Source organism: Streptomyces genisteinicus (genome assembly GCF_014489615.1).
GTDB lineage: Bacteria > Actinomycetota > Actinomycetes > Streptomycetales > Streptomycetaceae > Streptomyces > Streptomyces genisteinicus.
Window position 1 is genome coordinate 6,579,879 of record NZ_CP060825.1, and the last position, 14,660, is coordinate 6,594,538.

Below are 14,660 nucleotides of genomic sequence, written 5' to 3' on the forward strand. Positions count from 1 at the left end.
ACTACAACTCGCGGACCGCGCGGGCGGGGTTGCCGACCGCGACCACGTTCGCCGGCACGTCCCGGGTGACCACGGAGCCCGCGCCGATGACGCTGTTGTCCCCGATGGTCACGCCCGGCAGCACGATCGCGCCGCCGCCCAGCCACACGTTGTCGCCGATCGTGATCGGCCGCGCGGCCTCCAGCTTGTCGCGCCGGGGCTGCGGCTCCAGGGGGTGGGTGGGGGTGAGCAGCTGGACGTTCGGCCCGATCTGGCAGTCCCTGCCGATGGTGATCGCGGCGACGTCGAGCGCGGTGAGGTTGACGTTCACGAACGTGCCCTCGCCGACGGTGATCCGCGACCCGTAGTCGACGTGCAGCGGCGGCCTGATGTGCGCACCCGCGCCGAGTTCCCCGAGCAGCTCCTCCAGGATCGGCCGGGCGGCTTCGGCGTCCCGGACGTAGGCGGCCTGGTACTCGGCGGCCAGCCGTACCGCGCGCTGCGCCTCGCGGGCGATGTCGGGGTCGTCGGCGATGTAGTGGTCTCCGGCGAGCATCCGCTCGTGGTTGGTCCGGGGGTCGCCGGCGAAGTAGTCCGTCATGCGTACGACCGTACACCATGGAGTGTACGACCGTACGCATGCCGTGTTCCGTCCCGGCCGCCGCGGCCGCGCGCGAGGGCCGCACCGGGTGCTCCGCGGGCGCCGGCCGCCGGGAGTGCGCCCGCGGGGGCGGGTGGCCGGCGAGTGTCCCGGCTGCACCCGTACGGCACAAGACGGACGGGTAGTGCACGGCGGCCCCAGCCTGTTGCCGTGGTCGGCGGTTAAACCTGTGGTAGGGGGTAGCGGTGGGCGAAAGAAGGTTCTCCCAGACCACCCGTGAAAGGTGCCGCCAGTGCCGCAGGACGAAGAGGAACGGGCAGGCCGTGGAGAGCTGTCGGTGACAGCGGACCTCCCCGAGCCTCCCCACGAGAGCGGCCGCCCGAGCACCGACCGCGTGGTCTTCGGCGTGACGGCTGCGCTCACGATCGCCTTCGTGCTGTGGGGCGCACTCGCCACCGACACGCTCGAGGACGTGTCGGACAGCATGCTCAGCGGGCTGATCCACAACGGCGGATGGGCCTTCGTGCTCGCTGCCTCGGGCTTCGTCGTCTTCGCGCTCTGGCTCGCCATCAGCCGGTACGGGCGGATCAGACTGGGCCAGGAGAACGAGGAACCCGAGTTCCGCACCGTGTCCTGGATCGCGATGATGTTCAGCGCCGGCATGGGCATCGGCCTGATGTTCTTCGGCGTCAGCGAGCCGCTGGCGCACTTCACCACCCCGCCGCCGGGCACCTCGCCCGAGGACGCGGCCGAGGCCATGGAGACCGCCATGGCCACCACCCTGTTCCACTGGACGCTGCACCCCTGGGCGATCTACGCGGTCGTCGGACTCGCCATCGCCTACGCGTCCTACCGGCGCCGCCGCAGGCAGACCATCAGCGCCGTGTTCACCCCTCTCATCGGCGAACGCAACGTCAACGGCGCCTTCGGCCGGGTGATCGACATCCTGGCGATCCTCGCCACGCTCTTCGGCTCGGCCGCCTCGCTCGGACTCGGCGCCCTGCAGATCGGCAGCGGCTTCACCGAACTCGACTGGATGAGCACGGTCAGCACCGCCCTCCTCGTCGCCATCATCGCCGTCCTCACCCTGGCGTTCGTCGCCTCCGCGGTCTCCGGGGTCGAGAAGGGCATCCAGTGGCTGTCCAACACCAACATGGTGCTGGCGCTGGTGCTCGCCGTCTTCGTCTTCGTCGCCGGCCCCACCATCATCATCCTGGACCTGCTGCCGACCTCCATCGCCGCCTACTTCGGCGACCTGCCGCAGCTCGCGGGACGCACCGAGGCCAGCAGCGGCGAGGGCGTCGCCGACTGGCTGGGCAGCTGGACGGTCTTCTACTGGGCCTGGTGGATCTCCTGGACGCCGTTCGTCGGCATGTTCATCGCCCGCATCAGCCGGGGCCGGACGATCCGTCAGTTCGTCGGCGGCGTCATCCTGGTGCCGAGCACCGTCAGCCTCTTCTGGTTCGCCATCTTCGGCGGCTCGGCGATGACGCTCCAGGACGACGGCCGGCTGCCCGACGAGTCCACGCCCGAGGGCCAGCTCTTCGCCGTGCTCCAGGAGTACCCGATCGCCACCGTGATGAGCATCCTGGTGATGGTCCTCGTCGGCATCTTCTTCGTCTCCGGCGCGGATGCCGCCTCCATCGTCATGGGCACCCTGTCCCAGCGCGGCACCTTCGAACCGGCGAAGCTCGTGGTCGTCTTCTGGGGCGTCGTCACCGGCGCCGTCGCGGCGATCATGCTGCTCATCGGCAACGGCAAGGGGGACGCGCTGGCGGGGCTCCAGAATCTGACCATCCTGGTGGCCGCGCCCTTTGTGCTGGTGATGATCGGGATGTGCGTGGCCCTCATGCGCGACCTGCGCCACGACCCGCTGATCGTCCGCGGGGAGATCGGCACCGAGGCCGTGGAATCCGCCGTGATCGCCGGCCACGAGCACTACGACGGCGACTTCGAGATCCGGATCGGCCCCGGCACCGGCGAGGACACGGACACCGGCCCCGCCGGCTCCACCTCCGTCAAGCGCTGAGCCCGCGAGAGCACCGGCGACGGCCGGCCCCCCTGCGAGGGGGCCGGCCGTCGCGCCGTTCCGGCAGCCCCGCTCGGTACACTGCACCCCCTGATGACTGCCACACTCGTCGCCAAGGAACTCGCCGCCGGCCACGGCGACCGCACCCTCTTCGCCGGGCTCGACCTCGTCGTCGCCCCCGGCGACGTGATCGGCCTCGTCGGTGTCAACGGGGCGGGCAAGTCCACACTCCTGCGCATGCTGGCCGGCCTCGACAAGCCCGAGCAGGGCGAGCTGAGGCTCTCCCCGCCGACGGCCGCCGTCGGACACCTGCCGCAGGAGCCCGAACGCCGGCCGGACGAGACCGTGCGCGCCTTCCTCGCCCGCCGCACCGGCGTCGCCGCGGCCCAGGAGGCCATGGACGCGGCCGCCCAGGGCCTCGTCGAGGGCACCCCCGGAGCCGACGACGCCTACGCCGCGGGCCTGGAGCGCTGGCTCGGCCTCGGCGGCGCCGACCTCGACGAACGCGCCGAGGAGATCGCCGGCGGCCTCGGCCTCGGCGTCGGCCTCGACGCGCCCATGACGTCCCTGTCCGGCGGCCAGGCCGCCCGCGCCGGTCTCGCCTCGCTGCTGCTGTCCCGCTACGACGTCTTCCTCCTCGACGAGCCCACCAACGATCTCGACCTCGACGGTCTGGAGCGCCTGGAGTCCTTCGTGCGCGGACTGCGGGCCGGCACCGTCGTCGTCAGCCACGACCGCGAGTTCCTCACCCGAACCGTCACCAAGGTCCTCGAACTCGACCTCGCCCAGCAGGAGATCACCCTCTACGGCGGCGGCTACACCGCCTACCTGGAGGAACGCGAGACCGCCCGCCGGCACGCCCGCGAGGAGTACGAGGAGTACGCCGACAAGAAGGCCGCCCTGGAGGGCCGCGCCCAGATGCAGCGCTCCTGGATGGACAAGGGCGTGCGCAACGCCCGGCGCAAGGCGAGCGACAACGACAAGATCGGCCGCAAGTTCCGCAGCGAGTCCAGCGAGAAGCAGGCCGCCAAGGCCCGCCAGACCCAGCGCATGATCGAACGCCTCGACACCGTCGAGGAGCCCCGCAAGGAGTGGGAGCTGCGCATGGAGATCGCCGCCGCGCCCCGCTCCGGCGCGGTGGTCGCCACCCTGCGCGAGGCCGAGGCCGTACGCGGGGACTTCCGCTTCGGCCCGGTGTCGCTGCAGATCGACTGGGCGGACCGGGTGGCCGTCACCGGACCCAACGGCGCCGGCAAGTCCACGCTCCTCGCGGCCCTCCTCGGCCGCCTCCCGCTGGACGCCGGACACGCCTCGCTCGGCTCCGGAGTCGTCGTCGGCGAGGTGGACCAGGCACGCCGGCTGTTCTTCGGCACCGAATCGCTGCTGGAGGCCTTCTGCGCGGCGGTCCCCGACACCGAGCCCGCCGAGGTGCGCACCCTGCTCGCCAAGTTCGGCCTCAAGGCCGGCCATGTGCTGCGACCGGCGACCACCCTCTCCCCGGGCGAGCGCACCCGCGCGGCGCTCGCCCTGCTCCAGGGCCGCGGGGTCAACCTCCTGGTGCTCGACGAGCCCACCAACCACCTCGACCTGCCGGCCATCGAGCAGCTGGAGTCGGCCCTCGCCTCCTACACCGGAACCCTGCTCCTGGTCACCCACGACCGCCGGATGCTCGAAGCCGTGCACACCACCCGGCGCATCGAGGTGAGCGGCGGCAGGGCCGTCGAGCACCGGTAGGCCCGGCGGGCGCCCGGCCCGCGGGAGAGCGCTGCCCGCTCAGAAGGACCGCAGGACCCGATCGGGATGCGCGGCCGCCTCCTTGGCGAACTCGTCGAAGCCCACGTTCGCGAGCTGGAGGTTCGCGTGCACGTCGTGGACGGCGGCGGGGACCGTCCTGAACTCGCGGGCGGGAGGCGACTCGATCAGTTCCCGGTAGTACTCGGGATCGAGGACCTCGTCCTCGTACCCGACGTCCAGGGCGAGCAGCGCGTGGGGGGCCGAGCGCAGCGCGGTGGCGTCGGCCAGGAACACCACGGCCAGGTCCTCGTCCCGGCGCGCCGCGGCGAGGACATCGGCGGGCGCGGCACCGGCCCACACGGGGTCGTCCACGACATGGACGAGCGCCTCGGACTCTCCCCCGTCGCCCCGGGGCCGCCCCAGTTCGTCCAGGAGGGCCAGCCACGACTGTTCGTCGTCGTACGCGGTTCTGACGATCAGCGCGGCGTACTCGTCGCGTCCCGTGATGTCCGGCAGCACGTCCCGGCCCCCTGTCCGTTCCCGATGGGTCCCCACTGTGGCACGGGCCACCGACACGGCGTCCACCGGTCCGTCACGCCGTCCGTGCCGACCGCATGGCGGCGGGTGGCCCGGGGGGCGGGCCGTCCCGCCCCCCGGGGCCACGGCTCAGCCGCGCCGCTTGTCGCCCCGGCCGCCCGGGTCGAGCAGGCCCGCCTTGCGCAGGGCGTCCGCCATCGCGCTGTTCGCGGGTGCCGGGGCCGGGCGGCCGCCGTTGCCGCCTCCGCCGCCGCGCCGTTCCCGGCCGCTGCCGCCGCCCTGCCGCTGCTGAGGGGGCCTGCCGCCCCGCTCGCGGCGGGGCCCGCCCTGCCCGGCGGACGAGGGGGCCGCGGCCTCGTCGTCGAGGCGCAGGGTGAGCGAGATCCGCTTGCGCGGGATGTCGACCTCCTGCACCTTCACCCGCACCACGTCGCCCGGCTTGACCACGTCCCGCGGGTCCTTGACGAAGTTCTTCGACATCGCCGACACGTGCACCAGGCCGTCCTGGTGGACGCCGACGTCCACGAACGCGCCGAAGGCGGCCACGTTGGTCACGACGCCCTCCAGGACCATCCCCGGGGCGAGGTCGCCGATCTTCTCCACGCCCTCCTTGAAGGTCGCGGTCCGGAACGCGGGCCGCGGGTCGCGGCCCGGCTTCTCCAGCTCGCGCAGGATGTCGGTGACGGTCGGCAGCCCGAAGGTGTCGTCCACGAAGTCCGCGGGGCGCAGCGAGCGCAGCACCGAGGTGTTGCCGATCAGCGCGGCGACCTCGCCGCCGCCCTGCTTCACCATGCGCCGCACCACGGGATACGCCTCCGGGTGCACGCTGGAGGAGTCCAGCGGGTCGTCGCCGCCGCGGATCCGCAGGAAGCCGGCGCACTGCTCGTACGCCTTGGGCCCGAGCCTGGCCACGTCCTTCAGCGCCTTGCGGGAACGGAAGGGGCCGTTGGCGTCGCGGTGGGCGACGATGTTGTCGGCGAGCCCGCCGCTGATGCCCGAGACCCTGGACAGCAGCGGTGCGGAGGCGGTGTTGACGTCGACGCCGACACCGTTCACGCAGTCCTCGACCACCGCGTCGAGCGAGCGGGAGAGCTTCACCTCGGACAGGTCGTGCTGGTACTGGCCGACGCCGATCGACTTGGGGTCGATCTTCACCAGCTCGGCCAGCGGGTCCTGCAGACGGCGGGCGATGGACACCGCCCCGCGCAGCGAGACGTCGAGACCGGGCAGCTCCTGCGAGGCGAACGCGGACGCCGAGTACACCGAGGCGCCCGCCTCCGACACCATGACCTTGGTGAGCTTCAGCTCCGGGTGCCGGGCGATCAGGTCGCCCGCCAGCTTGTCCGTCTCACGGGAGGCGGTGCCGTTGCCGATGGCGACCAGCTCGACCGCGTGCTCCCGCGCCAGCCGCGCCAGCTTGGCCAGGGACTCGTCCCAGCGGTTCGCCGGGACGTGGGGGTGGATGACGTCGGTCGCCACGACCTTGCCGGTGGCGTCGACGACGGCCACCTTCACACCGGTGCGGAAGCCGGGGTCGAGCCCCAGCGTGGCACGGGTGCCGGCCGGGGCGGCGAGCAGCAGGTCGCGCAGGTTCGCCGCGAAGACGCGGACCGCCTCGTCCTCCGCGGCGGCGCGCAGCCGCAGCCGCAGGTCGATCCCGAGGTGGACGAGGATGCGGGTCCGCCATGCCCAGCGGACCGTGTCGCCGAGCCACTTGTCACCCGGGCGCCCGCGCTGGGCCACACCGAAGCGGGCCGCGATGGAGCCCTCGTACGAGGACGGGCCCTCGACGGCCTCCTCGGGCTCCAGCACCAGGTCGAGAGCGTCCTCCTTCTCGCCCCTGAGCATGGCGAGGACCCGGTGCGAGGGAAGCTCGGTGAACCCCTCGGAGAAGTCGAAGTAGTCGGCGAACTTCGCGCCCGCCTCCTCCTTGCCGTCCCGGACCCTGGCGGTCAGCCGCCCCCGGGTCCACATGCGCTCGCGCAACTCGCCGATCAGGTCCGCGTCCTCGGAGAAGCGCTCCGTCAGGATCGCCCGCGCGCCGTCCAGTGCCGCCGCGGGATCGGCCACACCGCGGTCCGCGTCGACGAAGGCGGCCGCGGCGGCGAGCGGGTCCACCGACGGGTCGCCGAGCAGCCCGTCGGCCAGCGGTTCGAGTCCGGCCTCCCGCGCGATCTGCGCCTTGGTGCGCCGCTTGGGCTTGAACGGCAGGTAGATGTCCTCCAGACGGGCCTTGGTGTCCGCCGCCCGGATCTGCGCCTCCAGCGCGTCGGTCAGCTTCCCCTGCTCGCGCACGGACTCCAGGACCGACGCGCGGCGCTCCTCCAGCTCCCGCAGGTAGCGCAGCCGCTCCTCCAGGGTCCGCAGCTGCGCGTCGTCGAGCATCTCGGTCGCTTCCTTGCGGTAGCGCGCGATGAACGGCACGGTCGAGCCGCCGTCCAGCAGCTCGACGGCCGCCCTGACCTGCCGCTCCCGTGCGCCGAGTTCCTCGGCGATCCTGCCTTCGATGGACGTCGTCACGTTCCCCGACTCGCCTTCTCGTGCTGGCTGTGCTTGAGCCTGCATTCTGCCGGGTGGGCGGTCGCCGTGTCGCGTGAGGCCCCCTGGCATGTCCTCTCCGTCCGCGGGCCGCCGGGCCCCGGACGCGGCGCGGCCCCGGTCCGCTGGGGCGGCCGGGGCCTGCGTGCGCTGCCGGGGACGGTCACGCCCGGCGGGCGCGCCCTGAGCCGGACGCACCGCCGAACAGCCTGGCGAGCAGCCGGAACGGCAGCGTCACCACCGTGGCCAGGGCCGAGCCGACGGTGCGCAGCGCGTCTGCGATGGCGCGGAACATGTCCTACCTCCAGTGCCGGAATCGTTCGTGGTGGTGCGGATTGCCCCTCAGGCCGCGGCCAAACATCCGGCCCGGCAGGATGCCCGGCCCCGGGACCGCCGCCCCGCCGTCCCGCCGTCCGCCGTCCCGCCCCGAGCGAACCGCCCGCACCGCCCGCCGGTTCGGCGTGCTCAGCCGGTGGCCTCGGCGGGGAACGCCCCCGCAGCGAACACCGTCATCAGGAACCCGCGGCCCAGCTCCGTGAGCCGGGCGACCGCGTCCGCGCCCAGGTGCTCGTACGGGGCGAGGTCCATGCGGTCCGTGTGCTCCTCGACCTCGGCGCGCAGCGCCGTGCCGGCGTCGGTCAGCGCGCCCTCCGCGTCGAGCAGACCGCGCGAGCGCAGCCGCTCCTGGGCGGCCTCCCAGTCCGTGCGCCGCCAGCCCCGGGTCGACAGGATCCACCGGACGGCCATGCCCTTGCCGGTGGCGGTGTGGCTCACCAGGGCCTCCAGCGGGTCCAGCCCGGCGTGCAGCAGCGCCGCGATGTGGGCGTCGCCGCGGTGCTCGCGCAGCAGGGTCGCCGCGTGCCAGTACGCGAGGTGCGGGGCGTCGGGCACGGGCAGCTCGGCGTGGGCGGCGTACAGCGGCTTGGCCTGCGGGGTGCACGCCTCGGCGGCGCGCAGGGCGAGCCCGGCGGCCTCGGCGAGCTCCGGGGAGGCGACGGCCTCGTCGCCGAGCAGCCGGCGCAGGGTGGCGTCGGCGGCACGCAGCCGTGCGCCGAGGACCGCGTCGGGCGTCGCGGTCTCCCAGACGGCGGGGACGTGCCGGGCGACCAGCTCGGGGTTGAAGTTGTAGAAGGTGGCGGAGACGGCGCCCGCCCCGACGGCTCCCATCGCCGCGGAGCGCGCGGCGAAGTAGGCGGCACGGGGGTCGTCGAGACCGAGGGCGCCCAGTTCGGACCCCAGGTCGGGGGAGAACCAGACCGTGGAGTGCATCGGGTTGAGGGCGTTGTGGCAGCGTCGTCCGGCGCGCGGGGGGAGAGAGCTCATGGGGGCACGTTACCGACTGGTTGGTACGTGGGTACAGGCAGGCACGCGGTCCGAAGCGCGATGGCAGGAAAGGTGGGAATCTCGTCATTGCAGCCATCCGGCGGCGGCCGGAGGATGACGGCATGCCGGAGCGAAACGTTCTCGTCGTCCTCTTCGACGGCGTGCAGAGCCTCGACGTCACGGGCCCGCTGGAGGTCTTCACCGGAGCGGCGCGGGCCGCGGGCGACCCCGGGGCGTACACCGTGCGCACCGCCGCCCCCGGCGGCGCTCCGGTCCGCACCTCCAGCGGCCTCACCGTGGTGCCCGACGTCGACCTCGCCGACGCGCCCCGCCCGCACACCCTGGTCGTCCCCGGCGGGCAGGGCACCCGCGAGCCCGACGCCCGGGTCCTCGACTGGCTGCGCGAGCACGGGCCCGGCGTCGAACGCCTGGTCTCGGTCTGCACGGGCGCGCTGCTGCTCGCCGGGGCCGGACTGCTGGACGGCCACCGGGCGACCACCCACTGGTCCGTCTGCGAACACTTCGCCCGGGAGTACCCCCGGGTCGCCGTCGACCCCGACCCGATCTACGTGCGCGACGGCCGGATCTCCACCTCGGCGGGCGTCACGGCCGGTATCGATCTGGCCCTGGCCCTGGTGGAGGAGGACCTCGGGCGGGAGGTGGCCCTGACCGTCGCCCGCCATCTGGTCGTCTTCTTGCGCCGCCCCGGCAACCAGGCGCAGTTCAGCGCCCAGCTCGCCGTCCAGACCGCCCGCCGCGACCCGCTGCGCGAGGTCCAGCACTGGGTCACCGAACACCCCGCTGCCGACCTGTCCGTCGAGGCGCTGGCCGCACGCGCCGCCCTGTCGCCCCGGCACTTCGCCCGCGCCTTCCAGGCCGAGACGGGCACGACGCCGGGCCGCTACGTCGAACGCGTACGGCTCGAACACGCCCGCCGGCTCCTGGAGGACACCGCCGACCCCGTCGTGCAGGTCGCCCGCGCCTGCGGCTACGGCACCCCGGAGGCCATGCGCCGCGCCTTCGTCCGGGCCCTCGGGGTGGCCCCCGCCGAGTATCGCCGCCGCTTCCGCCCCGCCCCGCACCCCGCCTGATCCCACCTGCCGTCCCGCACCCCGCCCGAAGCCACCCGCCGAAGGGAACCATCGTGCAGATCGCCATACCGCTCTTCGACCGCTTCACCGCTCTCGACGCCGTCGGCCCCTACGAGATGCTGTGCCGGCTGCCCGGCAGCGAGGTCGTCCTCGTCGCCGACCGGGCCGGCCCGGTCACGAACGACCGCGGCGACCTCTCGCTCGTCGCCACCGCGTCCTTCGACGCCGTGCGCCGTCCCGACGTGGTGGTCGTCCCCGGCGGCCCCGGGCAGCACGCGCGCATGGACGACGAGGCGCTGCTCGGCTGGCTGCGCGCGGCCGACGCGACGACCACCTGGACGACGTCGGTGTGCACCGGCTCTCTGCTGCTCGGCGCGGCGGGGCTGCTGAAGGGCCGGGAGGCGACCTCGCACTGGCTGGCCCTCGACGTCCTCGCCTCGCTCGGCGCGCGCCCCACCGGCCGCCGGGTGGTCACGGACGGGAAGTACGTCACCGCGGCCGGGGTCTCCTCCGGCATCGACATGGGACTGACGCTGGTCGGCAGGATCGCCGGCGACGACCACGCCCGCGCCGTGCAGCTCCTGACCGAGTACGACCCCCAGCCGCCCTACGACGCGGGAGCGCCCGGGAAGGCGCCCGCCCACCTGGTCGAGGAGTTCCGCACCCGCAGCCGCTTCATCCTGACGTAGCCGGCCCGCCGGGGTCCGGGGCGTCCTGCGGGCCCTGCCGGCCCGGACGGCCGCGCCGAGCGGCCCGCGCTCTCCCGCCGGCCCCGCGCAGCCGCCCAAGGGCCGTCACACGGGCCCGCACCGGGTGCGGCACCCGTGCCGGCCGTGCCGTCAGGCCGGTCCGCCGCTCCCCGGCCCCGGGGTCCAGCGGAAGCGGGGCTCGCGGCGTTCCAGGAACGCCGCGACGCCCTCGGCGGTCTCGCCGCCGGCGTACGCCTCCGCCCGCCAGTACGCCTCCCGGTCGTCGCGTCCGGCGAGGAACTCCTTGGCGGCGCACTGCGTCAGCTGCGAGCGCGAAGCGAGGATCCGCGTGAACTCCGCCGCTCTGCGGCCCAGTTCGTCCGGCGGCAGCACCTCGTCCACCAGGCCGGTGCGCAGTGCCCGTTCCGCGTCGATCAACTCGCCCGAGAAGAGCAGGTACTTGGCGGTCGACGGCCCCACCAGCGAGGCGAGCCTTCGGGTGGACACGGCCGGGTAGACGATGCCGAGCTTCGACGGGGTCACGCCAAAGCGCGCGTCGTCCGCGGCGAAGCGCAGATCGCAGGCGGCGGCCAGCTGTGCGCCGCCGCCGACGCAGAAGCCCCGTACCACCGCGAGCGTCGGCTTCGGGAACGCGGCGAGCTCCGCCTCGGCGTCGAGCGCGAGGGCCGCGGGGTCCTCCTCGGGTCCGCGCAGCGAGCCGATGTCCGCCCCCGCGCAGAACGTGCCGCCGTCACCGGTCAGGACCAGGCAGTGCACCGCGGGGTCGGCGGCGAGGGCCGGGAGGATCTCCGGGAGGGCGCGCCACATCCCGGCGGTCATCGCGTTGCGCTTGGCCGGGTTGCTGATGACGACGGTGGCGACCCCGTCCGCGACGGTGTGCGCGAGGTGCGGCTGCGGGGACTCGGGCGGCTCCATGCGGCGGATGCTATCCGGGGTGCCCCGGCGCCGGTCGCGGCGGGTGCTCGGGAGGTCGGCGGGCCCCTGCGGCACGTCCCGGATGCCGGAAAAAGTGCTGAAACGATCGGCCTGGCGAAGTGAGCATAAACAGGTGTCGAACAGTCACGGAACCAACGCACTCGTGCGTAATGCATCGAATGTCGCGCAAAGATGGTCGGTTCCGATCAGCTCCACAGGCCGAACCGGCGGACTCCCAACACTGATGACCCAGGGTCAGTCGGAATGAACCGAGGGTGAGACTATGGAGAGCCGCGGGAGCGTGCCGGCCGGGCCGCTGTCGTACGAGGGAGTCTGGAGATTCACCGCCCCGGCGGTCGACGTGTCCGTACCGCAGGCCAGGCGTGCGGTACGCGACCTCCTCGACCGCCAGGGCGTACCGGTCTCCGACGACACCGTCCAGGGACTGATGCTGATCGTCTCGGAACTCGTCACCAACGCCGTACGGCACGCCGCACTGCTGTCGCCCGAGGTCGCGGTCGAGGTGGCGATCGGGGAGCGCTGGGTCCGGGTGTCGGTCGAGGACAACCACCCCTACCGCCCCAAGGCGCTGGAGACCGACTCGGCACAGACCGGCGGCCGCGGCCTGCTGCTCGTGCGGGAGGTCACGCGCGAGGCGGGCGGGGTGTGCGACGTCGAACAGACCGCGAGCGGCGGCAAGGTCATCTGGGCCGAGCTGCCCCTCGCCCCCGCTCTGCGGCCCGAGGCGGTCCTGTACACGGACCCGACTCCCATCTGAGCGGCGCTCGCCGCACCCCGCCACGCCCCTCGGGGCCCGTGCCCGCACCGCCATGCCCGCACCGCCGTGCCCGCGTCGGCCGATCGCGGCGCCTCACACGCCGCCCGCCCGTGCGCCCCGGCGCGCGCCCGCACGCCGGCACCGCCCCCCCCGCACACGCCCCCGCCCCCGCACACGCCCAAGCCCCCGCACACGCCTGCGGCCCCGCGCAAGGCGCGAGGCCGCGGTCACCGCAGCAGGGCTCACCAGCCGCCGGAGGCGCCGGTCAGTTCCCTGACCGCCGGACGGGCGGCGTCCAGCACCGTCATGAACCACGCCGAGAACGGCGCCCGGCCGTGCAGGTCCGTCAGCTCGTCCGGTGTCACGAACACCGTCTCGCCGACCTCCTCCGGATCGGGCCGCAGGGCCGCCTGCGCCATCCCCACGAACAGGTGGTTGAACTCCTGCTCCACCAGACCCGACGCCGGGTCCGGGTGGTTGTAGCGCACCGTCCCCGCCTCGGCGAGCAGCGAGGGAGAGATGCCCAGCTCCTCGAAGGTGCGGCGGGCCGCGGCCGTGAACGGCGCCTCACCCGGGTACGGGTGGCCGCAGCAGGTGTTCGACCAGACGCCGGGGGAGTGGTACTTGCCCAGCGCGCGGCGCTGGAGCAGCAGCCGTCCCTGCTCGTCGAAGAGGAACACGGAGAACGCCCGGTGCAGTTGTCCCGGCGCCTGGTGGGCGGCGAGCTTCTCCGCGGTGCCGATCGTGTTGCCCTGCTCGTCGACGAGTTCGAGCAGAATCGCTGGTGCGGTGCCGTTCGGCGAACTGTTCGCCTCGGCGGCTGATGTGATCGGCATAACCATCCTTCGCTTCGGTCCTCGGCCCGGGGGAGCCCGGCCCAGTCTGCCGCAAAGACGGGCCTTCTCCGCACTTCGGCTGCCGGGCATGTCCGCCCGGCCAGGCCCGCGCGACACGGCGGGCGGGCCGCCCGGGAGCGTCCGGAGCGGCCTCAGACGCCGAAAGCCGCCGGATACCGGATCGTTCCTGCCCCGGGGGCGCCCGAGCCGTCCAGCACGAGCGCCATCATCGCGTCGTCCGGCACGTCGAAGGTCGGCTTGATTCCGTATGCGGAGGCGCGTTCGAAGCTGAACTCCGGGTAGTACTCGGGGTGGCCGAGCACCACCACGAGCGCTTCGCCGCGCGCCCGCGCCGCGTCCAGCACCGCCCGGACGACGGCCCGTCCCGCACCCGTCCGCTGGAAGCGGGGCGCCGTCGCGACCGGCGCCAGGGCGAGTGCGGGGGCGTCCCCGACTTGGCACCTGGTCAGCAGCGCGTGCGCGGCCACGGTGCCGTCCGCGGCCTCGGCCACGTACGACAGTCCGGGCAGCCAGGCCGCGGGGTCCCGTCGCAGCGCGTCCACCAGCAGGGCCTCGTCCGGGGTGGGGAAGGCCGCGGTGACCACCTCGCGGACGGCGTCGGTGTCCGCCTCCGTCTCGGGGCGGGTGCGCCAGCGGGGGTCGGCCGGGGCGCAGACGTAGCCGGTGTACCCGTACTCGGCGCCGTGCGCCTGCCGCACGGCGATCTCGGCCCGTGCGGCCGCGACCGCCTCCGCCATGCCGGGCAGTGCGGTGTCCGCCGCGTCGGCGCGTGCGGCGAGCGGACCGTAGTACTCCTCCCAGTCGCCCTCCGGCAGCCGGTGCACCAGCCGCACGGTCCAGCCGGCGGCGGAGACGGCGGCGCAGTTGCGCGCCGTGGTGCGCAGCGCCGCCGGCTCCCAGAACTCCCGGGCGGCGTCCGACGGGGCACCGGTGGTCCACTCGCACTCCGTCACCACCAGCGAGCCGCCCGGCGCGAGCAGCCGCCGCCACGAGGCGAGCGCGGTGTCGAGACCGATGAGGTACGCGGAGCCCTCCGCCCAGACGAGGTCGAACGACCCGTCCGGGAAGGGGAGCTCCGCCATGTCCGCGCGGACGGTGCGCACCGCGTCGCCGAGCCCGCGGGCGTCGGCGGCCCGGCGCAGTTCGTCCAGGAACGGCTGGTGCAGATCGACCGCCGTGACCCGCGCTCCCTCCTCGGCCGCGAGCAGCAGGGCGGAGCGGCCGGGGCCGCAGCCCAGGTCGAGCACCCGGGGGCGCGCGGGCAGGGGTCCGGCGGCGGCCAGCAGCCGGCGGGTGGTGGCGTCCGAGCCGGGGCCCTGCCGCGGCAGACCGCGGTGCAGGGCGAAGAAGGCGTCGTGCGGTGTGCTGTCGGACAACGGGGAACCTTCGCGTCGGGGGCGGGCCCGCCGACGGGACGACCGCGTGGAGCGGGCGCCCATGGGCGGATGCCGGCGGCGGGCCCGGGGAGCGGGCGAGCGGGCGGACCGCCGCACAGGGCGGCGGCCACCGTGACAGTCTGCCCTCCCGGCTGCTCCCGGGGCCGCCGGGGAGCCGGCGCCCCTCCGCGG

General features: G+C 74.2%; 13 protein-coding genes. 5 read left to right on the forward strand and 8 right to left on the reverse strand.

The features are described 5' to 3' along the window. Position 1 precedes the first annotated feature (1 nt). On the reverse strand, positions 2–580 hold the full coding sequence (locus IAG43_RS28310) for a sugar O-acetyltransferase (RefSeq protein ID WP_187743505.1): 579 nt from the start codon (positions 578–580) through the stop codon (positions 2–4). Between the two features lie 292 nt (positions 581–872). Here IAG43_RS28310 and IAG43_RS28315 point away from each other — a divergent pair, with 292 nt between their 5' ends. Together IAG43_RS28315 and IAG43_RS28320 are read left to right on the forward strand one after the other, a co-directional pair. Then, on the forward strand, positions 873–2,609 hold the full coding sequence (locus tag IAG43_RS28315) for a BCCT family transporter (RefSeq protein WP_187743506.1): 1,737 nt from the start codon (positions 873–875) through the stop codon (positions 2,607–2,609). Between the two features lie 93 nt (positions 2,610–2,702). After that, positions 2,703–4,343, forward strand: a complete 1,641-nt coding sequence (locus IAG43_RS28320; RefSeq protein WP_187743507.1) for an ABC-F family ATP-binding cassette domain-containing protein — start codon at positions 2,703–2,705, stop codon at positions 4,341–4,343. Positions 4,344–4,382: 39 nt separating this feature from the next. Here the strand turns inward: IAG43_RS28320 and IAG43_RS28325 are convergent, their stop codons facing one another. The 4 genes from IAG43_RS28325 to IAG43_RS28335 form a co-directional block, all read right to left on the reverse strand. Continuing rightward, entirely contained in the window at positions 4,383–4,862 is a 480-nt protein-coding gene (locus tag IAG43_RS28325; RefSeq protein WP_246574598.1) for a DUF6924 domain-containing protein, read from the reverse strand. 147 nt (positions 4,863–5,009) lie between these two features. After that, positions 5,010–7,400 (reverse strand): Tex family protein, encoded by a 2,391-nt coding sequence (locus IAG43_RS28330; protein WP_187743508.1) that lies wholly within the window; start codon positions 7,398–7,400, stop codon positions 5,010–5,012. Positions 7,401–7,581: 181 nt separating this feature from the next. Further along, positions 7,582–7,713 (reverse strand): LPFR motif small protein, encoded by a 132-nt coding sequence (locus IAG43_RS35040; RefSeq protein ID WP_281403988.1) that lies wholly within the window; start codon positions 7,711–7,713, stop codon positions 7,582–7,584. Positions 7,714–7,883: 170 nt separating this feature from the next. Continuing rightward, positions 7,884–8,741 carry an SCO6745 family protein gene (locus tag IAG43_RS28335; protein ID WP_187743509.1) on the reverse strand — a complete coding sequence of 286 codons (858 nt, stop codon included), beginning with the start codon at positions 8,739–8,741 and terminating at the stop codon, positions 7,884–7,886. 122 nt (positions 8,742–8,863) lie between these two features. Between IAG43_RS28335 and IAG43_RS28340 the strand changes: the two genes are divergently transcribed. Further along, positions 8,864–9,832 (forward strand): GlxA family transcriptional regulator, encoded by a 969-nt coding sequence (locus IAG43_RS28340; RefSeq protein WP_187743510.1) that lies wholly within the window; start codon positions 8,864–8,866, stop codon positions 9,830–9,832. A gap of 53 nt (positions 9,833–9,885) precedes the next feature. Then, positions 9,886–10,521 (forward strand): DJ-1/PfpI family protein, encoded by a 636-nt coding sequence (locus IAG43_RS28345; RefSeq protein ID WP_187743511.1) that lies wholly within the window; start codon positions 9,886–9,888, stop codon positions 10,519–10,521. Positions 10,522–10,671: 150 nt separating this feature from the next. Here IAG43_RS28345 and IAG43_RS28350 read toward each other — a convergent pair whose 3' ends face one another. Further along, on the reverse strand, positions 10,672–11,457 hold the full coding sequence (locus IAG43_RS28350) for an enoyl-CoA hydratase/isomerase family protein (RefSeq protein WP_187743512.1): 786 nt from the start codon (positions 11,455–11,457) through the stop codon (positions 10,672–10,674). A gap of 283 nt (positions 11,458–11,740) precedes the next feature. Between IAG43_RS28350 and IAG43_RS28355 the strand changes: the two genes are divergently transcribed. Continuing rightward, positions 11,741–12,235, forward strand: coding sequence for an ATP-binding protein (locus tag IAG43_RS28355; protein ID WP_187743513.1), 495 nt, complete (start codon positions 11,741–11,743; stop codon positions 12,233–12,235). A 242-nt stretch (positions 12,236–12,477) separates the two neighbouring features. Here the strand turns inward: IAG43_RS28355 and idi are convergent, their stop codons facing one another. Both idi and IAG43_RS28365 read right to left on the reverse strand, forming a co-directional pair. Next, positions 12,478–13,071, reverse strand: a complete 594-nt coding sequence (gene idi / locus IAG43_RS28360; RefSeq protein WP_187743514.1) for an isopentenyl-diphosphate Delta-isomerase — start codon at positions 13,069–13,071, stop codon at positions 12,478–12,480. Positions 13,072–13,223: 152 nt separating this feature from the next. Then, on the reverse strand, positions 13,224–14,468 hold the full coding sequence (locus IAG43_RS28365; protein WP_246574599.1) for a bifunctional class I SAM-dependent methyltransferase/N-acetyltransferase: 1,245 nt from the start codon (positions 14,466–14,468) through the stop codon (positions 13,224–13,226). Positions 14,469–14,660: the final 192 nt, after the last annotated feature.

Coding starts and splice junctions, on each gene's coding strand:
- IAG43_RS28350 (WP_187743512.1), bottom strand. CDS start 11,457: ATGGAGCCGCCCGAGTCCCCGCAGCCGCACCTCGCGCACACCGTCGCG.
- IAG43_RS28340 (WP_187743510.1), top strand. CDS start 8,864: ATGCCGGAGCGAAACGTTCTCGTCGTCCTCTTCGACGGCGTGCAGAGC.
- IAG43_RS28310 (WP_187743505.1), bottom strand. CDS start 580: ATGACGGACTACTTCGCCGGCGACCCCCGGACCAACCACGAGCGGATG.
- IAG43_RS28335 (WP_187743509.1), bottom strand. CDS start 8,741: ATGAGCTCTCTCCCCCCGCGCGCCGGACGACGCTGCCACAACGCCCTC.
- IAG43_RS35040 (WP_281403988.1), bottom strand. CDS start 7,713: ATGTTCCGCGCCATCGCAGACGCGCTGCGCACCGTCGGCTCGGCCCTG.
- IAG43_RS28355 (WP_187743513.1), top strand. CDS start 11,741: ATGGAGAGCCGCGGGAGCGTGCCGGCCGGGCCGCTGTCGTACGAGGGA.
- idi (WP_187743514.1), bottom strand. CDS start 13,071: ATGCCGATCACATCAGCCGCCGAGGCGAACAGTTCGCCGAACGGCACC.
- IAG43_RS28320 (WP_187743507.1), top strand. CDS start 2,703: ATGACTGCCACACTCGTCGCCAAGGAACTCGCCGCCGGCCACGGCGAC.